This window comes from Streptomyces sp. NPDC001599, from assembly GCF_042893535.1.
GTDB lineage: Bacteria > Actinomycetota > Actinomycetes > Streptomycetales > Streptomycetaceae > Streptomyces.
This window is the reverse complement of sequence record NZ_JBIAVA010000021.1, coordinates 102,175-121,658: the sequence shown is the minus strand read 5'-3', so window position 1 is coordinate 121,658 and position 19,484 is coordinate 102,175. Positions and strand designations below refer to the sequence as shown.

20 protein-coding genes are annotated in these 19,484 nt (G+C 73.6%); 9 read left to right on the top strand and 11 right to left on the bottom strand.

Annotated elements, in window-relative coordinates; all coding sequences use genetic code 11:
- The coding region (locus ACFYZ3_RS34945) for a maltotransferase domain-containing protein (RefSeq protein WP_388526438.1) at positions 1–579 on the bottom strand (579 nt) is incomplete at its 3' end.
- 61 nt (positions 580–640) lie between these two features.
- Entirely contained in the window at positions 641–913 is a 273-nt protein-coding gene (locus ACFYZ3_RS34940) for a DUF5133 domain-containing protein (RefSeq protein ID WP_388526435.1), read from the bottom strand.
- Positions 914–1,190: 277 nt separating this feature from the next.
- On the opposite strand from ACFYZ3_RS34940, the gene ACFYZ3_RS34935 reads away from it, so the two are divergent.
- Positions 1,191–1,706 (top strand): pep a2, encoded by a 516-nt coding sequence (locus ACFYZ3_RS34935; protein WP_361008633.1) that lies wholly within the window; start codon positions 1,191–1,193, stop codon positions 1,704–1,706.
- Positions 1,703–3,850: a glycogen debranching protein GlgX gene (gene glgX, locus ACFYZ3_RS34930; protein WP_388526431.1), complete on the top strand. Its 2,148-nt coding sequence runs from the start codon at positions 1,703–1,705 to the stop codon at positions 3,848–3,850. The genes ACFYZ3_RS34935 and glgX overlap by 4 nt, the downstream gene beginning before the upstream one ends.
- 10 nt (positions 3,851–3,860) lie before the next feature.
- Here glgX and ACFYZ3_RS34925 read toward each other — a convergent pair whose 3' ends face one another.
- Positions 3,861–4,664: a VOC family protein gene (locus ACFYZ3_RS34925; protein ID WP_388526428.1), complete on the bottom strand. Its 804-nt coding sequence runs from the start codon at positions 4,662–4,664 to the stop codon at positions 3,861–3,863.
- A 125-nt stretch (positions 4,665–4,789) separates the two neighbouring features.
- On the opposite strand from ACFYZ3_RS34925, the gene ACFYZ3_RS34920 reads away from it, so the two are divergent.
- Positions 4,790–5,155, top strand: a complete 366-nt coding sequence (locus ACFYZ3_RS34920) for an ANTAR domain-containing protein (protein WP_388526425.1) — start codon at positions 4,790–4,792, stop codon at positions 5,153–5,155.
- Here the strand turns inward: ACFYZ3_RS34920 and ACFYZ3_RS34915 are convergent.
- Entirely contained in the window at positions 5,103–5,894 is a 792-nt protein-coding gene (locus tag ACFYZ3_RS34915; protein WP_356861155.1) for a SigB/SigF/SigG family RNA polymerase sigma factor, read from the bottom strand. The genes ACFYZ3_RS34920 and ACFYZ3_RS34915 overlap by 53 nt on opposite strands.
- Before the next feature lie 303 nt (positions 5,895–6,197).
- Between ACFYZ3_RS34915 and ACFYZ3_RS34910 the strand changes: the two genes are divergently transcribed.
- The gene (locus tag ACFYZ3_RS34910) at positions 6,198–6,722 is read left to right on the top strand and encodes a hypothetical protein (RefSeq protein ID WP_356861127.1); all 525 of its coding nucleotides are present in this window, start codon (positions 6,198–6,200) and stop codon (positions 6,720–6,722) included.
- A 19-nt stretch (positions 6,723–6,741) separates the two neighbouring features.
- Here ACFYZ3_RS34910 and hemC read toward each other — a convergent pair whose 3' ends face one another.
- The 4 genes from hemC to ACFYZ3_RS34890 form a co-directional block, all read right to left on the bottom strand.
- Positions 6,742–7,677 carry a hydroxymethylbilane synthase gene (gene hemC, locus ACFYZ3_RS34905; RefSeq protein ID WP_388526422.1) on the bottom strand — a complete coding sequence of 312 codons (936 nt, stop codon included), beginning with the start codon at positions 7,675–7,677 and terminating at the stop codon, positions 6,742–6,744.
- 76 nt (positions 7,678–7,753) lie between these two features.
- A complete protein-coding gene (locus tag ACFYZ3_RS34900; protein WP_388526419.1) occupies positions 7,754–8,530 on the bottom strand; it encodes an NPP1 family protein in 777 nt (258 codons plus the stop codon).
- 141 nt (positions 8,531–8,671) lie between these two features.
- Positions 8,672–9,652 carry an ATP-dependent DNA ligase gene (locus tag ACFYZ3_RS34895; RefSeq protein WP_388526416.1) on the bottom strand — a complete coding sequence of 327 codons (981 nt, stop codon included), beginning with the start codon at positions 9,650–9,652 and terminating at the stop codon, positions 8,672–8,674.
- A 96-nt stretch (positions 9,653–9,748) separates the two neighbouring features.
- On the bottom strand, positions 9,749–11,203 hold the full coding sequence (locus ACFYZ3_RS34890; protein WP_388526413.1) for an MFS transporter: 1,455 nt from the start codon (positions 11,201–11,203) through the stop codon (positions 9,749–9,751).
- 259 nt (positions 11,204–11,462) lie between these two features.
- Between ACFYZ3_RS34890 and ACFYZ3_RS34885 the strand changes: the two genes are divergently transcribed.
- Positions 11,463–12,119, top strand: a complete 657-nt coding sequence (locus tag ACFYZ3_RS34885) for a TetR/AcrR family transcriptional regulator (RefSeq protein ID WP_388526410.1) — start codon at positions 11,463–11,465, stop codon at positions 12,117–12,119.
- 265 nt (positions 12,120–12,384) lie between these two features.
- On the opposite strand, the gene ACFYZ3_RS34880 is transcribed toward ACFYZ3_RS34885, so the two are convergent.
- Positions 12,385–13,581 carry an MFS transporter gene (locus ACFYZ3_RS34880; protein ID WP_388526407.1) on the bottom strand — a complete coding sequence of 399 codons (1,197 nt, stop codon included), beginning with the start codon at positions 13,579–13,581 and terminating at the stop codon, positions 12,385–12,387.
- A 63-nt stretch (positions 13,582–13,644) separates the two neighbouring features.
- Between ACFYZ3_RS34880 and ACFYZ3_RS34875 the strand changes: the two genes are divergently transcribed.
- The 4 genes from ACFYZ3_RS34875 to ACFYZ3_RS34860 all read left to right on the top strand — a co-directional run bounded on the left by ACFYZ3_RS34875 (position 13,645) and on the right by ACFYZ3_RS34860 (position 17,786).
- Positions 13,645–14,475: an AraC family transcriptional regulator gene (locus ACFYZ3_RS34875; RefSeq protein ID WP_388526444.1), complete on the top strand. Its 831-nt coding sequence runs from the start codon at positions 13,645–13,647 to the stop codon at positions 14,473–14,475.
- A 32-nt stretch (positions 14,476–14,507) separates the two neighbouring features.
- On the top strand, positions 14,508–14,888 hold the full coding sequence (locus ACFYZ3_RS34870) for a DoxX family protein (RefSeq protein ID WP_361008653.1): 381 nt from the start codon (positions 14,508–14,510) through the stop codon (positions 14,886–14,888).
- Positions 14,885–15,352, top strand: coding sequence for a peroxiredoxin (locus ACFYZ3_RS34865; protein ID WP_388526404.1), 468 nt, complete (start codon positions 14,885–14,887; stop codon positions 15,350–15,352). Before ACFYZ3_RS34870 ends, ACFYZ3_RS34865 begins: the two co-directional genes overlap by 4 nt.
- Positions 15,353–15,413: 61 nt before the next feature.
- Entirely contained in the window at positions 15,414–17,786 is a 2,373-nt protein-coding gene (locus ACFYZ3_RS34860) for a SpoIIE family protein phosphatase (RefSeq protein ID WP_388526401.1), read from the top strand.
- 50 nt (positions 17,787–17,836) lie between these two features.
- Here the strand turns inward: ACFYZ3_RS34860 and ACFYZ3_RS34855 are convergent, their stop codons facing one another.
- Together ACFYZ3_RS34855 and ACFYZ3_RS34850 are read right to left on the bottom strand one after the other, a co-directional pair.
- Positions 17,837–18,532, bottom strand: coding sequence for a DNA polymerase ligase N-terminal domain-containing protein (locus ACFYZ3_RS34855; RefSeq protein WP_388526398.1), 696 nt, complete (start codon positions 18,530–18,532; stop codon positions 17,837–17,839).
- A gap of 57 nt (positions 18,533–18,589) precedes the next feature.
- Positions 18,590–19,420 (bottom strand): aldo/keto reductase, encoded by an 831-nt coding sequence (locus ACFYZ3_RS34850; RefSeq protein WP_388526395.1) that lies wholly within the window; start codon positions 19,418–19,420, stop codon positions 18,590–18,592.
- Positions 19,421–19,484: the final 64 nt, after the last annotated feature.

The following is a 19,484-nucleotide window of genomic DNA, read 5'->3' as shown; positions in this document are numbered from 1 at the left end:
CAGGGGGAGCGGGTCGGAGGAGGTGACCAGGTCCCGCAGGGGGTGGCGGGCCAGGACCGCGTCCACCTGGGGCGTCAACGCCGCCGCCAGCCGGGTGGCCACGGGCAGCGTGTCGTCGAGCAGCGCCGTGGCGGCGGCCAGCAGTACGTCCCGTCCGGAGCCCTTCGGCACCCCCGCGGCTGCCCGCCGGTACAGCTCGGCCCCCTCCTCGAGCACGAGGCCGGCGTCGATGCCGGCCGGGACCTTGATGCGCGCGGTGTGCCGCCAGGTGGCGACGGGGTCGCTCCACGCCTCCACCCGGTAGGTCCAGTTGCCCGGCTCGCCCGGGGTGACCTCGGCGCCCCAGCGGTCGGTGCCCGGGGCCAGCTCCCGCATCGGCGTCCAGGGGCCCGGCCGGCCCTCGGGGTCCTTGAGCACGACGTTGGCGGCCACCGCGTCGTGCCCCTCCCGGAACACGGTGGCGGTGACCTGGAACGTCTCTCCCGTCACCGCCTTCGCCGGACGCCTGCCGTACTCCACCACCGGCTGGACGTCCCGGACCGGGATACGTCCGATCCCCACGGTCGCGCTCATCCGCATCTCACCTCCGCCGTGCTCGTGGCCGGGCGCGGGCCCGGCCGGTTGGGTTGGGCCGATCGGGTCAGGCCGCGCCGGAGGGGGCCTTGTGCCCCGACGGGGCGAGCCGTTCCGGCTGTTCCTGCGCATGGGTGACCAGGCTCGTCCGCAGATACCGTTCGGCGGCGTCCGCCGCCTCGCGTGCGCACCGCTTCCCCATCAGCACGCAGAGGGTGTAGCCGGAGTCCTCGAAGGTGGTGCGGACGGTGACGTCCGTGGGGGACGCCAGCATCGAGCGTTCCCAGGCGCGGTAATGCCGCAGCTGCCGGGCGACTTCGCTCTTCGCGGGGAGCAGCATGGCCGGTCACCTTCCGGACGGTCCGGTGGTACGGACGATCGAGTTCTTCACACATGGTGCACGGGTGGTGACGCCCCGTCTTGTTGGATCTTCAACCGATTCTCGTAACCCGCTCGGCCCCGATTCCGGCCCCCGAGCTGCTCGTGTTGCACGAATGGACTACCGCTCCCACTCTGGAGTGACTCAGAAGCGATCAGCGCTCACGCTTCGTGATCGGGGAGCCCGTCCCCCAAGGGGCGAGGAGGAGCGAGAGCCTTCGCGGTGAGGAGCCACGACGATGAAGACCGCAGTGCCCTGCTACTACCACCTCGACGTGGAAGTGAGCCCGGAACGGGTCGGACAGGTCAGGCGCATCCTGGCCGCTCACCTCCGGTTCTGGAACCTGGAGAACCTCGTCGAACCCGTCTGCTCGGGCGCCGAGATGCTGCTGCTGGCGATCAACGAGCACGCGAGCGACAAGAACACGTCGATCGAGATGTGGTGGAACCGCCAGCACCTGATCACGGCCGTAGCGGGCAACGACCACGCGCTCCGTCCCGACCAGGACCTCCGCAACTGCCTCCAGCACCTCGCCGCCAACAGCGACGGCTGGGGCTGCTGCGCCACCGACACCGGCGCCAAGGTCATCTGGTTCTCGCGCCGCGCCCGGGCCGGCGAACGCGTCCCGCTGGTGGCGACCGAGCCCGAGCCGATCACCCAGGAGGGGCTGGAAGTGCCGCGCGAGATCATGCCGGTGGCCCAGGTGGCCGGCTGGGCACGTACGGGCAGCGGCGTTCTGGAGGAGGCTCGGTGACCCGCGCCAGGCCGAACTGGAAGGGGTCGCCCGTGTGGAGCGGGCACCCCTACCCCCTGGGGGCCGCGTACGACGGGCAGGGCACGAACTTCGCCCTGTTCAGCGAGGTCGCCGAGCGGGTCGACCTCGTGCTCGTCGACGACGACGGCAACCACAGCACCATCCCGCTGCCCGACGTCGACGGCTTCGTGTGGCACTGCTACCTGCCCGGCGTCGGCCCGGGACAGCGCTACGGCTACCGGGTCCACGGTCCGTGGGCCCCGGCCGTCGGCCACCGCTGCAACCCGGCGAAGCTGCTCCTCGACCCCTATACGCGGGCCGTGGACGGGCTGGTGGACAACCACGCCTCCCTTTTCGAGCGGGCCAGGGGCAAGGCCGACCCGGGCGACAGCGCCGGGCACACCATGCTCGGCGTGGTCACCGACCCCTTCTTCGACTGGGGCGACGACCGCCCGCCCCGGCGTCCGTACTCGGAGAGCGTCATCTACGAGGCCCACGTCCGCGGCCTCAGCCGCACCCACCCCGACGTGCCCGAGGAACTGCGCGGCACCTACGCGGGCCTCGCCCACCCGGCGGTCGTGGAGCACCTGACGTCCCTCGGCGTGACCGCCGTGGAGCTGATGCCGGTGCACCAGTTCGTCCACGACGGCGTGCTCCAGGACCGCGGCCTCGCCAACTACTGGGGCTACAACACCATCGGCTTCTTCGCGCCGCACAACGGCTACGCCGCCCTCGGCACCCGGGGCCAGCAGGTCAGCGAGTTCAAGTCGATGGTCAAGACCCTGCACGAGGCCGGACTCGAGGTGATCCTCGACGTGGTCTACAACCACACCGCAGAGGGAAACGAGAGGGGCCCCACCCTCTCCTTCCGCGGCATCGACAACGCCTCGTACTACCGCCTGGTGGACGGCGACTGGCAGCACTACTACGACACCACCGGCACCGGCAACAGCCTGCTGATGCGCCACCCCTACGTGCTCCAGCTCATCATGGACTCGCTGCGGTACTGGGTCACCGAGATGCACGTCGACGGCTTCCGCTTCGACCTCGCGGCCACCCTCGCCCGGCAGTTCCACGAGGTGGACCGGCTGTCCGCGTTCTTCGACCTGATCCAGCAGGACCCGGTGATCAGCCGGGTCAAGCTGATCGCCGAGCCCTGGGACGTCGGCGAGGGCGGCTACCAGGTGGGCAACTTCCCGCAGCTGTGGTCGGAGTGGAACGGCAAGTACCGCGACGCGGTACGGGACTTCTGGCGCGCGGGGGAGCACACGCTCGGCGAGTTCGCCTCCCGGCTGACCGGCTCCTCCGACCTGTACCAGCACAGCCGCCGCCGGCCCCGCGCCAGCGTCAACTTCGTCACCGCGCACGACGGCTTCACGCTGCGCGACCTCGTCTCGTACAACGACAAGCACAACGAGGCCAACGGCGAGGACAACCGGGACGGCGAGAGCCACAACCGGTCCTGGAACTGCGGCGTCGAGGGCGAGACCCGGGACCCGGCCGTCCGGGAGCTGCGGGGTCGGCAGCAGCGCAACTTCCTCGCCACGCTCCTGCTCTCGCAGGGCATCCCGATGCTGTGCCACGGCGACGAACTGGGGCGCACCCAGCGCGGCAACAACAACGCCTACTGCCAGGACAACGAGATCTCCTGGATCGACTGGCGGCTCGGCGGCGAGCAGCGCGCGCTGCTGGACTTCGCCCGGCGGCTGATCGCGCTGCGTGCCGACCACCCGGTGCTGCGCCGGCGCCGCTTCTTCCGCGGCGAGACCCTCACCCACGCGGACCAGCCGCTGCCGGACCTGGTGTGGCTGCTGCCCGACGCGCGGGAGATGTCCGACGACGACTGGCAGCGCTCCGACGCGCACACCGTCGGTGTCTTCCTCAACGGCGACGCCATCGCCGAACCCGATCCCCGGGGCCGGCCCGTGGTCGACGACTCCTTCCTGCTGCTGCTCAACAGCCACTGGGAGCCGGCCGACTTCCGGCTGCCCGACGCCGGCTACGGCGAACGCTGGACGGCCCTGGTCGACACCGCCGACCCGGACGGCGTCCCCGACGAGGCCGAGCACAAGGCGGGCACCCGGCTGACCGTCGAGCAGCGCAGCCTCGTGCTGCTCTCCAGGCCCTCGCGCACCGGCCGGTGAGCCGGTGAGATCAGCTGCCGAGACGGCGCGCGGTCACCGTGAACTGCGCGCCGTCGGCGTCCCGGAGCACCGCCTCGTCCGGGCTCAGCGAGAGCACGCTGCCACCGTGCCGCTCCGCGGTGCGGGCGCAGGCCGTGACGTCCTCCACCGCGAAGTGGATCTGCCAGTGCGGCCGGACGGCCGGGTCGGGAGCCGCTCCCAGCGCTCCCGACTCGATGCGGGCCACGACCTCGCCCTCGTGGCGCAGGACCACCTCGTCGCCCTCGTACCGGACCTCGCAGCAACCCTGCCCCGACGCCCACTCGAAGATCTCGCCGTAGAAGATCGCGGCGTCGAAGGCGTCACGGGTGTGCAGCCGGATGAAGGCGGGGCGCTTGGTGCGCCAGGCGTCCCAGTCCGAGAACAGCTCGCCCTCCCAGATCCCGAACGTCGCGCCGTCCCGGTCGGCGAGCAGGGCCGCCCGCCCCGGCGGCAGGGAGATCGGCCCGACCGCGGCGGTGCCGCCGCGCTCCTGCGCCCGGGACACCGCCTCGTCCGCACTGCGCACGGCGAAGTACGGCGTCCACGCCACCGCCATCTGCCACATCGCGGCGACGGCGGCGATCCCGGCCACCGGCACCCCGTCGGCCAGGGCGATCCGGAAGGGTTCGCCCAGCCGGGCGGGCCGCCACCGCCAGCCCAGCACGGCGGAGTAGAACTCCTCGGTGGCCTTCAGATCACGGCTGGTGAGACTCACCCAGCAGGGGGCCCCGTACACGGCGTGCGTGGACAGGAGGCTCTCCTGGCGGGTGGAGGAGGTGGTGTCGTGGTTCATGGCAGTCGTGTCCTGGTCTCGTCCACCGGCAGCCACCGGCTCCACACCAGTGTCCGGCCGGGAGTGCGGCGGGCGCCTGGCGAGTACCCCGCACATGGCGCCGAAACGGAGGCCCCGAGGTGACCGTGCCCCCCACCGACGTGCGCCCGAACCCCGACCCGGATTCCGACTCGGACCAGATCTTCCGGCTGCAGGAGGAGGTCCGGCAGCTCAAGGAGGCGGTGGTCTCGCACGCCGTCGTCGACCAGGCCATCGGGGTGGTCATCGCCCTCGGCGGGGTGACGCCGGACGAGGGGTGGATCGTCCTGAAGGAAGTTTCCCAGCATACGAACATCAAACTCCGCAATGTGGCGGAAACGATACTCATCTGGGGGCGCAGCGGAGTGATGCCGCCGGAGATCCGGGCCGCCCTGGAGGATCGCCTGGGGCGGCCCGGACTCAGCGGGCCTCCGTCAGGATCTCCTCGCGTATCCGGTCGAAGCAGCCGGTGAGCAGCCGGGAGACGTGCATCTGCGAGATGCCGAGCTGCTGGGCGATGCGGCTCTGCGTCATCCCTCCGAAGAAGCGCAGGTAGAGGATGGTGCGCTCGCGCTCGGGCAGTGCCTCCAGGCAGGGCCGGACCGCCACCCGGTCCACGACCGCGTCGAAGGCGGGATCGGGGCCGCCCAGCGCGTCACCGAGGGCGTACCCGTCGGTGCCGGGCATCTCCGCCTCCAGCGACAGCGCCGAGAAGCACTCCAGGGCCTCCATGCCGGTGCGCACCTCGACGGTGGTCAGCTGCGCGTGCTCGGCGATCTCCTCGACGGTCGGGGCGCGCCCCGGCGTGGTCTGCGCCAGTTCCTTCGCCGATCTGCGGACCCGGTTGCGCAGGTCCTGGATCCGGCGCGGCACGTGCAGCGTCCACATGTGGTCGCGGAAGTGCCGTTTGATCTCGCCGGTCACGGTCGGCACCGCGTACGCCTCGAAGGCGTGGCCGCGCGCCGGGTCGTAGTGGTCGACGGCCTTGACCAGGCCGAGGGCCGCCACCTGATAGAGATCCTCCAGGTTCTCGCCGCGGCCCCGGAAGCGGACGGCGATCCGCTCCGCCATGGGCAGCCAGACCCGGATCAGTTCGTCCCGCAGCGCCTTGCGCTCCGGTCCCTCGGGCAGCCCGGCGAGCCGTTCGAACGCAGCGGCCGTGTCGGGAGCGTCGTCGTGCGGGTGGGGCTGGGTTCTGCCGGCGACACGCATCACGCGCACCTCCCTCAGCAGGGGTGCTGGCAAGTCCTCGTATATATGGATACTGAGCGCGAATCCCCCGGACGGCCACTCGAACGGCTGCATGCCGGTGACCGGTGCGGCCGCCCCGTAGCGGGACGTGATGTGCGGCACGCTCCCGGTGATCGCGCGGACCGGCGTCGGCGGATCGTCCCTGGGCAGCGCTTGATCATCGATCAAAACGGACGAAGCCCCTGGCCACAGCGCATTCCGCTCATTTGACAGTGCGCTGAGCGTACGGATAGGAAGCAGCGTCGAGAGGTCGAGAGGGGCACCGTGTACGAGCCGAACGTGGTCGGGGACTGGCAGGAGTACGACGAGCACGCCGGCCTGCGGGTCCGCGTTCACGGTCTTGAGCCGGCCGAGCCGCCGCGGGGCCGCGACGACGCCGCCGAGGGGCTGACGTACTTCCGGGTCCGGGTGACCGTCGAGAACCGGGGCGGGCGGCACCTCGGCATCCACCTGGAGGACGGCCAGATCGACGTGCGGATCGGCCCCGACGGGGAGAGCGCCTTCCTCGACTGGCGCAACTCCCAGTTCATCGAGGGCTTCGACGTCTACCCGCTGCGCCGGGCCACCGCCGTGCTCTACGCGGCCGGGCCGGAGGCGAGCCTGAGCCAGGTCGACGTCCAGGTGCAGCTGAGGGTGGACGAGGAGTGGGCCGACCGCCGGCTGTGGAGCGGCGCCCCCGGGCTGCCCGACGGCGCCGGCGCCGCCCCGTGCGGCGGGGTGCGGGACGAGGGCCTCGTACACCAGGTGAGCGCGTTCCTGCGGGGCCAGTCGGAGGAGGGCACCGCCTGACCGGCCGGGCGGCCGCCGCTCAGTGCGCGATGCCGTCGATGATCTCCCGGGCGCCCTGCCGCAGCAGGGCCACCGCGACCGAGGTGCCCAGGGTCGCCGGGTCGAGGCGGCCGGCCCACTCGTGCGCGTTCAGCCGGATTTTGCCGTCGGGGGTGAAGACGCAGGCCCGCAGCGAGAGTTCACCGCTGCGGTCCACGTGCGCGTGCCCGGCGATCGGGCTGTTGCAGTGCCCCTGGAGGACGTGCAGGAACATGCGCTCCGCCGTCGCCTCCCGGTGCGTGCGCGGGTCGCCGAGTCCACCGACCGCCTCGATCAGCGCACCGTCGCCCTCGCGGCACTGCAGGGCGAGGATGCCCGCGCCGATCGGCGGCATCATCGTCTCGGTGGACAGGATCTCGCTGATCACGTCGGTACGGCCGATGCGCTCCAGTCCGGAGACGGCGAGCAGCAGCGCGTCCGCCTCGCCCTCGGCGAGCTTCGCCAGCCGCCGGTTGGCGTTGCCGCGGAAGGGAACGCACCGCAGGTGCGGGTGGGTGGCGGCCAGCTGGGCGACCCGGCGCACGGAGGACGTGCCGACGCGCGTCCCCTCCGGCAGCTCGTCCAGCGTGAGCCCGTCCGGGTGGATGAGCGCGTCCCGCACGTCGTCCCGCTCGAGGAACGCGGCGAAGACCGTACCGGCGGGCAGCGGCCGGTCGGCGGGCACGTCCTTGACGCAGTGCACCGCGAGATCGGCCTCGCCCGACAGCAGGGCGGCGTCGACCTCCTTGGTGAACGCGCCCTTGCCCTCCACCTGGGACAGGTCCCCGAGCCACTTGTCGCCGGTGGTACGCACCGGTACGACCTCGGTGCGGACGCCGGGGTGGAGGGCGGTCAACCCGGCCCGGACGCGCTCGACCTGAGCCAGTGCCATGGGGGAGTCGCGGGAGACGATGCGGATGATTTCGGGGGCGGACATGCGGACACGATAGTGCTCCGGGGGAGCCCGGGCCGACCGCTTCGCCCGACCGGCCCACTGTCCGCCCCACGCCGGGTCAGGCGTTCGGGTCGAAGGGGATGCCGGCGGGCTTGGCGGCGGCCAGGTGGGAGGCGAAGCTGCCGTCCTTGAGGCCGAAGTCGGCGCTGCCGAAGTCGTAGGCGCTCAGCCTGTCGCGCAGGCCCGCCGGATAGCCGTTCCAGCCCACCAGGGCCGGGTACTGCCAGGTCCCCTCGTGGTTCTCCGGCGGCTCGTCGCCCGAGGTCGCCGGGCGGAAGCAGTGGGTGCTGATGCCGTCCTTGTGGTAGACGATCTTCGGGTGGGTGCCGTCGAAGCGGACGGCGGAGCGCTCGTGCACGCTGAACGAACCGTGGTTGGACGTCGACACGTACTGCACGGCGGCGTCCTTCACCCACACCACCACGTGCTCCCAGTCGTGCCGGTGGCCGCCGAGGCTCGTCCCGGGCAGCGCCTGGTCCTTCTCGAAGTAGAGGCCGTACATGTAGGCGCACCAGTCGCCGTCGCACTTGGCGCGCGCATAGCCGTTGGTGTTGTCCAGGTCGGAGGCGTCCCGGCAGTTGCCGTTGAGCGCGCCGGTCGGGTTGAGCCCGCCGTTGACCGCTCCGTCGGCGCCGATGGCCGGTGTGGGATAGCAGCCGTCGGTGTCGTAGTCGTAGGCGGGCTGGTACGTCCGCTCCAGGCTGTCGGCGTTGCCGGGCAGCCCCGGCGGCGGGGCGGCGAAGGCGGTGGCGGGAAGGGCGACGACGAGGGCGAGGGCACCGAGCGGTACGGTGAGCCATCTGTGGCGGGGCGTCGTGGTGGTACGCGGGGACATCGCGTCCTCCTCGGGCTGGCGCAGCCCAACGGCTGTGGGGGGAAAGGGAGTTCAGGTTCCCCTCTTTTTCCTCCCGCGCCAAGGGTGCACAGGCGTCGCCGGGGTGAAGGTGAGCCCAACACCCGGCCCGGAGTGCCCCGCTCACACCAGGTCGTCCGGAAGGTCCGCGGCCGACTCCTCGGGCGCCAGGTCCGGGCGGAGCCTGAGCCAGGACGGCTGGCGCAGCATGCCCTCCCGGGTGCGGGTGCTGTAGCGGACCTCGCCGACCAGCCGGGGCACCACCCAGCGCGCCCCCGGCACCCGCGGCACCGGGTCGAAGGGGCAGACGTCACTCGCGGCGGCCGCCAGCAGCGCGGCCAGCTCGGTGCGCTCGCCCGCGCTCCAGCCGGTGCCGACCCCGCCGACGTAGCGCAGCCGGCCCGCGGCGCGCTGGCCGACCAGGACCGCGCCAGGGAGGCCGCCGAGCCGACCCTTGCCGGGCAGCCAGCCGCCCACCACGACGTCCTCGCTGCGCATGTTGCGGATCTTGATCCAGGCCCGGGAGCGGACCCCCGGCTCGTACACCGAGTCCAGCCGCTTGCACACCAGCCCCTCGAGACCGTGCTCGCGGGTGGCCCGCAGGGCCTGGGCGCCGTGCCCGACCAGCGCGGCCGGGGTCGACCACGACGGCCCGTTCAGCCCGAGGTCCGTCAGCCGCTCACGGCGGCCGGTGTAGGGCAGGCGCAGCAGGGAGCGGCCCGCCAGGTGCAGGGCGTCGAACAGCACCAGGTGGACGGGGACCTTCGCCGCCCGGTGCGCCGCCCGGACCGGGGTGTGCGCGAGGCCCATCCGGGACTGGAGCAACTGGAAGTCGGCACGGCCCTGTTCGTCCAGCGCCAGCACCTCCCCGTCCAGTACGGCGGGGGTCTCGCCGAGCGCGGTGGCGAGCGGGGCCAGTTCCGGATAGGCGGCGGTGATGTCCTGCCCTGAGCGGGCACGCAGCAGGACGCTCCCGTCGCCGGGCAGGTAGACCACCACGCGCTGCCCGTCCTGCTTGGTCTCGTAGGCCCAGCGCGCGTCCTGCCCGGCGGGCGGCAGGGTGCCGGGGGTGGCGAGCATCGGAGGGATCGGCGGCAGCTCCACGGGTCAGTACTCGACCCGCCGGGGCGCCGTCACGCGCGTTGCCCGCCAGGTTCGCCTGAACGGCGCCGGTCCCGTCCGGGACCGGCGCCGTCGCCGTCAGCGGACGGAGGCGGGCTCCGAGGCGACACCGTCGGCCGGAGCCGGGCCCGCCGGGGTGCCGGCCGGGCGGTGCCGGGGGATGAAGGACGCGAGGGCGGTGGCCAGCAGGGCCGCGCCCGCGCCGATGGCCATGACCACCTTGAACGCGTTCTCGGACGGCAGGGCGAAGCCGCCCAGGTCGATGGTCAGCTGGGCCAGGATCACACCGGCGATGGCGCTGGCGACCGACGTGCCAAGGGAGCGCATCAGGGTGTTGAGGCTGTTCGCGGCGGCCGTCTCGCTCGGCGGCACCGCGCCCATGATCAGCGACGGCATGGCGCCGTAGGCGAAGCCGATGCCCGCGCTGATGACGCAGGAGACCAGCACCAGGTGCCAGACCTCGGCCATCAGCACGATGTTCAGTCCGTAGCCGGCCGCCACGATCAGGGCGCCGATCATCAGCGTCACCTTCGGACCCCTGGACTTGGAGACCTTCGCGGAGACCGGGGCGAACGCCATCATCACCAAACCGGACGGCGCCATCACCAGACCCGTGGTCAGCAGCGAGCGGCCGAGTCCGTAACCGGTGGCCTCGGGCAACTGCAACAGCTGCGGAAGGACGAGGGACATCGCGAACATCGAGAAGCCGATGGCGACGGACGCCAGGTTGGTGAAGAGCACCTGGCGGCGGGCGGTGGTGCGCAGGTCCACCAGGGGCTCCGGGGTGTGCAGCTCCCACCAGCCCCAGACCAGCAGGATCACCACGGCCGCCGCGAACAGGCCGAGGGTGGTGCCCGAGGACCAGCCCCAGTCGCCGCCCTTGGAGATGGCCAGCAGCAGGCTCGCGAGGCCGGCGGCCATGCCGATGCCGCCGGGCAGGTCGAAGCGGCCGCCGGTGCGCACCGCCGACTCGGGCACCAGCGACAGCACGAGCACCAGGGCCACCACTCCGAGCGCGCCGGAGAGCCAGAACAGCATGTGCCAGTCGAGCTTGTCCGCGATCAGCGCGGCCGCGGGCAGGCCGAGCGCGCCGCCGACGCCGAGGGAGGCGCTCATCACGGCGGTGGCACCGGCCAGCCGCTCCACCGGCAGTTCGTCGCGCATGATGCTGATGCCGAGCGGAATCACGGCGGCCGACAGGCCTTGCAGGGCGCGGCCGACGACCATCGGGACCAGCGCGTCGCTCAGCCCGCAGACCGCGGAACCGGCGATCAGCAGCACCAGGCTGAGCAGCAGCATCCGCCGCTTGCCGAACATGTCGCCGAGCCGGCCGACGACCGGAGTGGCCACCGCGGAGGCGAGCAGCGTGGCGGTCACCGCCCAGGCCGCGTCCGAGGCCGACGCGTCCAGGAGCTTCGGCAGCTCCGGGATGATCGGGATGACCAGGGTCTGCATCAGCGCGACGACGATCCCGGCCAGGGCCAGTACCGCCACCACGGCGTTCGGCCGTGGTGAGGCGGGGGAAGCGGGCATGGAAGAGCCTTTCCGGCGATGAGTCTTGCGACGGGTGGGAGAAGACGGGTGGGAGAAAACGGAACGCGAACCTTTAAGTCAGTCGCTTGAAGTATCCTACGGGGTGTGAGGGGCGAACGCCCGTCCGGGCCGGGCGGCGATGCCTCGCCGCCGCGCCGTAGGCTTTCGTGAGAACCCGCCGTACGTCGGCGGACCTGCGACGACTCGAGGGACTGGTCGTCGCGGGCGGAGCGGAGAAAGTCCCGGCGCGGTGGTGATCATGGCGAGCAGGGCGGTCCGGACGGAACAGGTCAGCGCGACCCGGCAGCTGATCCTGACCACCGCCGAGCGGCTGTTCGCCGAGCACGGGGTGTACGCGGTCTCCAACCGGCAGGTCAGCGAGGCCGCCGGGCAGGGCAACAACGCAGCGGTCGGCTACCACTTCGGCACCAAGACGGACCTCGTCCGGGCCATCGCCCAGCGCCACTCGGAGCGGGTCGAGGAGCTGCGCGCCCGGCAGCTCGCCGCCCTCGGCGACTCGCCCGACCTGCGCGACTGGGTGGACTGCCTGGTCCGTCCCCAGTTCGACCACCTGGCGGCGCTGGGCAGCCCCACCTGGTACGCGCGGTTCTGCGCCCAGGTCATGACCGACCCGGCGCTGCGGCAGATCCTGACCGAGGAGTCCCGGGCCTCCGTCTCCCTGCGGGCGATCATCGTGGGCCGCAACCGCTGCATGCCGGCGCTGCCCGACGAGGTCCGCGCGGAGCGGGGCGACATGGCCCGTCACCTCATCGTGCACACGGCGGAGGAGCGCGAGCGGGCCCTGGCCGAGAACCGCCCGACCCCGCGCGCAAGCTGGCAGGACGCGGCCGACGGCCTTGTCGACGCGATCGTGGGCATGTGGCTGGCGCCCGTCACGCCCCGGGGCGAGGGGTGAGGGGCGCCGGACGGTGAAGGGGTGCCGTCGGCGGTCGGGGCGGATCCGGGGCATGGTGTCCTCGGCGGCGCCCCGGCGCGAGCCGGCCCGGGTGACGGTGGTGACGGGGCCGGCGGACGCCGTCCGCCTCATCGGCCGCCGCCCGGGGAGGCCGGGGTTCGCGGCTGTGAGGTGCGGCCGGTCGGCCGGTATGCCAGTCGGCCTGTCGGCCTGTCGGTTGGTGGCTCGTCGCACGTCGGCGTCGTTCACCGCACGTCGGCGTTGCTCACCGCGCGTCGGCGTCGCGTGCCGTCCGTGAGCCGACGGCGGGCGGCGCCGGGGGCGGGCCCGGCTCGCGCAGGCCGCACAGGAGCAGCCTGCCCACGGCGGGCAGCGCCACCAGCGGCAGCAGGGCCGTCCGCAGCGAGGACGCGTCGGCCAGTGCGCCCAGCGCCGGGGCGGCGAGCCCGCCGACGCTCACCGCCAGCCCCAGCGTCACTCCGCTCGCCGTCCCCACCCGGCGCGGCAGGTAGTCCTGGCCCAGCGTGATGTGCAGGGAGAACGGCACATACAGCCCCGCCGACGTCAGGGCGACGAACAGGTACACCGCGGGACCGGGCACGAGGACGACCCCGGCCACCGCGAGGACCGTCAGGACGTACGACCGCCGCACCACCTTCAGCCGCCCGTACCGGTCCGCGAGCCGGCCCCCGGCGACGGTGCCCACCGCGCCGCCCAGATAGAGCACGAACAGCGCCGCCGTCCCCGCCGCGCTGCCGCCGCCCACCCGCTCCCGCACGTGCAGCGCCACGAACGTGCTCAGGCCGACGAAGACGACGGAACGGCACACGACGGCGCCGGTGAGCCGCAGGAAGGACGCCCAGTCGTCGGCGCCCGCCGCCACCGCCGTACGGCCGCCCGCCGCGCGGGCCGCCCCGGCCGAACGCACCGCCACCCCGCACAGCACGGCCCCCACCACCGCGGGCCCCGCCAGCAGCCAGGACGCGCCGAGACCCCCGCCGCCGACGACGGCCCACACCAGCGGCGGCGCCAGCGCGAAGCCGACGTTGCCGCCCAGGGAGAACCACCCCATCGCCGTATGGCTGCCCCGTGCGGCCGCCCGCGCCGCCCGCGCCGCCTCGGGGTGGTACGCGGCGATCCCCACACCGCCCGCCGCGACGGCCGCGAGGGTGAGCGGGTAGGAGCCGGTGACGCCCCCGAGGGCGATGCCCGTCCCGGCGGTCAGCGTGCTCAGCGGCAGCAGCCACGGCAGCGCCCACCGGTCGGTGAGCGCCCCGAACAGCGGCTGCACCAGCGACGACAGCAACGAGGCGGCGAGGACGACGCCCGAGGCGGCGGCGTAGCCGTAGGCCCGCTCGGCGACGAAGTACGGCACCAGGGCGGCCACGGTGCCCTGGTAGACGTCGACGCAGGCGTGGCCGAAGGACAGCAGGACGAGGGGCCGGTCGCGAGTGAGGGTCACCGGTCGATCGTCACGCGCACCGGGCCTGGCCCGCTTTCGATAACCTGCCGACTTGTGCCGAACATCCGCCACCCGGACACCTGTGACCCGGACACCCGTGACCCGGACACCCGTGACCCGGACATCCGCCACACCCCGGTCGCCCCGACCCGCGCCCAGCGGCTGGACGCCGGGCAGCGGATCGACGCGCACCGGCACGACGAGCACCAGATCGTCCACGCCGGGTCCGGGGTCGTGGCCGTCACCACCGAGGCCGGCACCTGGTTCGCGCCGGGGACGCGGGCCATCTGGATCCCGGCCGGCACCGTGCACTCCCACCGCGCCCACGGACGCCTCGACCTGCACCTGATCGGCCTGCCCGCCGACGCCAACCCGCTCGGCCTGGACAGCCCCGCCGTTCTCGCCGTCGGCCCGCTGCTGCGCGAGCTGATCGTCGCCTACACCCTCGACCCCCGGGACACGAGCCCGGAACGCGGCCGCCTCCTGGCCGTGCTGTGCGACCGGTTGCGGGCCTCGCCGCAGCAGCCCCTGCTCCTGCCCACCCCCAGGGATCCCCGGCTGGCCGAGGTCTGCGCGCTGGTCCACGCCGACCCCGCGGACACCCGCACCCTCGCCGCCCTCGGCGCCGCCACCGGCACCGCGGAACGCACCCTCAGCCGGCTCTTCCGCCGCGAGTTCGGCATGACCTTCCCCCAGTGGCGCACCCAGTCCCGCCTCTACCACGCCCTGCGCATGCTCGCCGACGACCTGCCCGTCACCACCGTCGCCCACCGCTGCGGCTGGTCCTCCGCCAGCGCGTTCATCGAGGTCTTCCGCCGTGCGTTCGGCTGCACGCCCGGCACCCACAACCGCCGGGCGGGAACCGTTCGCCACCCGGTTCTTACCGTCGAGTAATATCGCGCGGCAGGCCCCCATGAGGAGGAACCGTGTCACGGTCCGAACGCTCACCGCTGCTGCTCGCCGGCCTGCTGGCCACCGCGGGCGTCGCCCATTTCGCCCAACCCCGCCCCTTCGACGCCACCGTCCCGCGCTCCCTGCCGGGCACCCCCCGGGCCTGGACGTACGCCAGCGGCGTCGCCGAACTCGCGCTGGCCGCCGGACTCGCCGTGCCGCGCACCCGCAGGGCCGCCGCGCTGAGTGCCGCGGCCTTCTTCGTCGGGGTGTTCCCCGCCAACGTCAAGATGGCCTGGGACTGGCGGCACCGCCCCGCCCCGCAGCAGGCCGCCGCCCTCGGACGGCTGCCCGTGCAGGTGCCGCTCGTGCTGTGGGCCCGCGCCGTCGCCCAGAGCAGCGGGAGCCGGTCATGAGCGCGCTCCCCGCCGTGGGCGACACCGTCGAGGACTTCACGCTGCCGGACGAGACCGGCACCCCCCGCCGCCTGTCCGAACTGCTCGCCGAGGGCCCGGTCGTCCTCTTCTTCTACCCCGCCGCCCTGACCACCGGCTGCACGGCGGAGGCCTGCCACTTCCGCGACCTCGCCGCCGAGTTCGCCGCGGTCGGCGCCCGGGCCGTCGGCGTCAGCGGCGACCCCGTCGAACGGCAGCAGGAGTTCGCCGGGCGCCACACCCTGGGCATGCCGCTGCTCTCCGACACCGACGGCGCGGTCCGCGAGCGGTTCGGGGTGAAGCGGGGCTTCAGCCTGGCTCCCACCAAGCGGGTCACCTTCGTCGTCGGGCAGGACCGCACCCTGCTGGAGGTCGTCCGCAGCGAGATCAGGATGAACACGCACGCCGACCGCGCCCTCGCCGCGCTCCGCGCTCACCGACCGTGACGGGACCACCGGCGCCCCGCCCCGGTTGATACCGGATCGTCCTGGGATGATCCTGGACGGCATGGAGGATTCCTCCGCCGCGATGACCGTCGACGCCCGCGGCCTGGTGACGGGCTGGAGCGACGGCGCGCGGCGGCTCACCGGACACGCGGCCGAGGAGGTCGTAGGGCGCCCCGCGCGGGATCTGCTCGCGCGGGGCGCAGCCACCCGCCCCCTGTCCCGCATCCACCCGGCCGGCCCGGCCCTGTCCGGCACCGTCGTGGTCCGCCACCGGGACGGCCGCCCGGTGAGCCTCGGGCTGCGGGTCTGCCCCCTGCGGGGCGCCGGCGGCGCTCCCGACGGCTACCTGGCGACCGCCGACGCACCCGGCGGCCCGGCGCCCGACCTGATCGACGACGCCGTACGGCAGGCCTCCCTGTCCATGTCCGTCCTCGACCCCGAGCTGCGCTTCGTGCACGTCAACGACACCGCGTGCCGGATGATGGGCAGGCCCGCGGAGGAACTGCTCGGCCGCAGCCTGTCCGACACGCTGGCCGACTTCGAGGGCGACCCCCGGAGCTTCCTGCACCACCTGCGGGTGGCGGCCGACCGGGGACGCCCCGTCCAGTACGAGAGCTACGCCCCCGCGCCCGCCGGCAGCTGCCTGCACGCCTGGACCGTGGAGATCTGGCCGGTCCACGACGCCTCCGGCACGCTCACCGCCGTCGCCATGGCGGCGCTGGAGAGCACCGAACAGCACCGGGCCCGGGAGCGGCTGGCCCTGCTGAACGCGGCCGGCGCGGTCGGCAGCACCCTCGACGTCGTCCGCACCGCCGAGGAACTGGTCGGGCTCCTCGTACCCCGGTTCGCCGGCTTCGCCAGCGTCGACCTGCTCGACTGGGTGCTCGGCACCGACGAGCCCCTCGCCGCGCCTCCCGGGACCGGCGAACTGCGCCGGGTGGCCCACGCCTCCGCCACCGAGGGCTTCCCCACCCCCGCCGTGCACCTCGGCGGGCAGGAGATCCACCCGTCCGACAGCCCGCCCGCCCGGGCGGTCCGGGAGGGCCGCGTCGTCCTCAGCGGCCCCGGCGACCCGGACTTCGACCGGTGGATGCGGACCCGCGACGCCGAGGCCCCGCACAACCGCCCGTTCCGCGAAGCCGTCTGCTCGACCCTGTCCGTCCCCCTGCGCGCCCGCGGCACCACCCTGGGCGTCGCGCTGGCCGCCCGGACCGCGCCCCGGGAGCCGTACGCCAGGGAGGACGCCGTACTGGCCGAGGAACTGGTCTCCCGGGCCGCCGTCTCCGTGGACAACGCCCGCCGTTTCGCGCGCGAGCGCTCCACGGCCCTGGCGATCCAGCACAGCCTGCTCCCCAGGGACCTGCCCGGGCAGGCCGCGGTCGAGGTGGCCCACCGCTACCTCCCCTCCGCGTCCGCGGCGGGCATCGGCGGCGACTGGTTCGACGTCATCCCGCTCTCCGGCACCCGCGTCGGCCTCGTCGTCGGCGACGTCGTGGGCCACGGCATCCCGTCCACCGCGACCATGGGCCGCCTGTGCACGGCCGTACGCACCCTCGCCGACGTCGATCTGCCCCCCGACGAGCTCCTCACCCACCTCGACGACCTCGTCACCCACCTCGCGGCCGGCGGCACGAACGACGGCGGCGAGGCGGAGACCGCGGAACTGGGCGCCACCTGCCTGTACGCCGTCTACGACCCCGTCTCCCGCCGACTGGCCCTGGCCGCCGCCGGTCACCCCGCGCCGGCCCTCCTCCTCCCCGACGGCACCACCCGCCTGGTCGCCATGGCCGCCGGGCCACCCCTCGGCGTCGGCGGACTGCCCTTCGAGGCGACGGAGCTGGAGCTGCCGGAGGGCTCCGTCGTCGCGCTCTACACCGACGGACTCGTCGAGGACCGGGACCGCGACGTCGACCACGCCACCGCGGAACTGTGCCGGGCGCTGACCGCGCCCGCGACCTCGCTCGAAGCGCTCTGCGACGGCGTCCTGAAGGCCGTGCTGCCCGAGGAGCCCGGCGACGACGTAGCGCTGCTGCTGGCCCGCACCCGGGCGCTGGGCGAGGACCGGGTGCGCACCTGGGACGTCCCCCCGGACCCCGCCGGAGTGGCGGCCACCAGGCGGTCCGTCGGCGAACAGCTGACGGTCTGGGGGCTGGACGACACGGCCTTCGTCACCGAACTCGTCGTCAGCGAACTGGTCACCAACGCGATCCGGTACGGCGAGCCGCCCATCCAGTTGCGCCTCATCCGCCACACCGCCCTCATCTGCGAGGTCTCCGACGCCAGCTCCACCTCGCCCCACCTGCGCCGCGCCCACGCCTTCGACGAGGGCGGCCGGGGACTGCTCCTGGTCGCCCAGCTCACCCAGCGCTGGGGCAGCCGCCAGACGGACACCGGCAAGACCATCTGGGCCGAACAGCCCCTGCCCCCGGAGTGAACCGCCCGCGCGGCCCGGACCGGCCGCGCTGCCCCTGCTCCGGCCCGCCCCTACTCCTCGCCGTCCTCCGCGGCCACCCGCGCCAGCGTCCGCCCGGTGCGCGCGGACCGGGCCCGCCGCGGGTCGGGGGTGCCGTGCCCGCGCCCGCCGCCGGCCGTCTTCACCAGCAGCCACGCCGCGTCCGCACCGGCGCCGCCGTCCGGGCCGCCGCGGAACCGGGTCAGCGCGTACTCGCCGCGCAGCTTCGCGCCGTGCAGCCGGAACCGGGCGTGCCCGTGCGCGAGGGACTCGGCGAAGTCGACCGGCCGGCCCCGCCGGTCGTGGCTCAGCGGCTCGTAGGTGCCGTGGTCCCACACGATGACCGTGCCGCCCCCGTACTCACCCGCCGGGATCACGCCCTCGAACTCCTCGTACTCCAGCGGATGGTCCTCCGTCGGCACCGCGAGCCGCTTGTCGCTCGGGTCCGCCGACGGCCCCTTCGGCACGGACCAGGACTTCAGCACGTCGCCCACCTGAAGGCGGAAGTCGAAGTGCAGGGTGCTCGCGTCGTGGATCTGCACGACGAAGCGCGGTGGCCCGCCCTCACCCGGTGCTCCGCCCTCACCCGGTGCTCCGCCCTCACCCGGTGCTCCGCCCTCACCCGGTGCTCCGCCCTCACCGGGCGCCCCCGGTCCCGCGGGCTCCCCGGTCCGGCCGAAGTCCCGTTTGCCGTGGTAGTCCCGCAGTCCGTCGCCCTCGCCGTCCACCTGCCGCTCCTTCCCGGGTAATCGGCCCTCCTCGCCGACCCGGACCGGGTACCCCGCTCAGAACTCCTCGTGCACCTCGGGGTCGCCGCCGATCCGCCGGTGGACGCGGTCCGCCACCGCACGCAGCTGCTCGGCGTCCAGCTCGAAGCCGAAGACGTCCAGGTTCGCCCGCTGCCGTGCCGGGTCGGCGGACTTCGGGATCGGCACCGCGCCCAGCTGGGTGTGCCAGCGCAGCACCGCCTGGGCGGGCGTCACAGCGTGCGCCGCGGCGACCGCGGCGACGGCGGGATCGTCCAGCAGATCGCTGCCCCGGCCCAGCGGGCTCCAGCTCTCGGTGCGGATGCCCTTGCGCTCGTGGTAGGCGCGCAGCTCGTCCTGCGGGAGGAGCGGGTGCAGCTCGATCTGGTTGACGGACGGCAGGACGCCGGTCTCCTTCTCCAGCCGCTCGATGTGCTCCGCCGTGAAGTTCGAGACGCCCACCGAACGTACGAGGCCGTCCTCGCGCAGCTTGACCATGGCCTTCCAGGAGCCGACGTACTTGTCCACGCGCGGCAGCGGCCAGTGGATCAGGTACAGGTCGACGTACTCCAGACCGAGACGGGCGCGGGACTCCTCGAAGGAGGCGAGCGTCTCCTCGTAGCCGTGGTGCCGGCCGGGCAGCTTGGTCGTCACGACGATCTCCTCGCGGGGGAGACCGGCGGAGGCGACCCCGCGGCCGACGCCGGTCTCGTTGCGGTAGTTCGTCGCCGTGTCGATCAGGCGGTACCCCGTCTCCAGGGCCGCGCGGACCGCCCGTTCGGCCTCCTCGTCCTTCATCGGCCAGGTGCCCAGGCCCAGGGCGGGGAGGCTGGTGCCGTCGTTGAGCGTGTACGCGGGAATGCTGATCACCGTGGGACCTTCCCTCGACTGTGCGCGGCGGTGTGCCGCCCGTCCAGCCTCGCCCAGGGAAGGG

Bases quoted from the DNA above. Each gene is read 5' to 3' on its own strand.
- ACFYZ3_RS34940 (WP_388526435.1), bottom strand. From the start codon at position 913: ATGCTGCTCCCCGCGAAGAGCGAAGTCGCCCGGCAGCTGCGGCATTAC.
- ACFYZ3_RS34935 (WP_361008633.1), top strand. From the start codon at position 1,191: ATGAAGACCGCAGTGCCCTGCTACTACCACCTCGACGTGGAAGTGAGC.
- ACFYZ3_RS34925 (WP_388526428.1), bottom strand. From the start codon at position 4,664: ATGAACCACGACACCACCTCCTCCACCCGCCAGGAGAGCCTCCTGTCC.
- ACFYZ3_RS34915 (WP_356861155.1), bottom strand. From the start codon at position 5,894: ATGCGTGTCGCCGGCAGAACCCAGCCCCACCCGCACGACGACGCTCCC.
- hemC (WP_388526422.1), bottom strand. From the start codon at position 7,677: ATGTCCGCCCCCGAAATCATCCGCATCGTCTCCCGCGACTCCCCCATG.
- ACFYZ3_RS34900 (WP_388526419.1), bottom strand. From the start codon at position 8,530: ATGTCCCCGCGTACCACCACGACGCCCCGCCACAGATGGCTCACCGTA.
- ACFYZ3_RS34890 (WP_388526413.1), bottom strand. From the start codon at position 11,203: ATGCCCGCTTCCCCCGCCTCACCACGGCCGAACGCCGTGGTGGCGGTA.
- ACFYZ3_RS34885 (WP_388526410.1), top strand. From the start codon at position 11,463: ATGGCGAGCAGGGCGGTCCGGACGGAACAGGTCAGCGCGACCCGGCAG.
- ACFYZ3_RS34865 (WP_388526404.1), top strand. From the start codon at position 14,885: ATGAGCGCGCTCCCCGCCGTGGGCGACACCGTCGAGGACTTCACGCTG.
- ACFYZ3_RS34860 (WP_388526401.1), top strand. From the start codon at position 15,414: ATGGAGGATTCCTCCGCCGCGATGACCGTCGACGCCCGCGGCCTGGTG.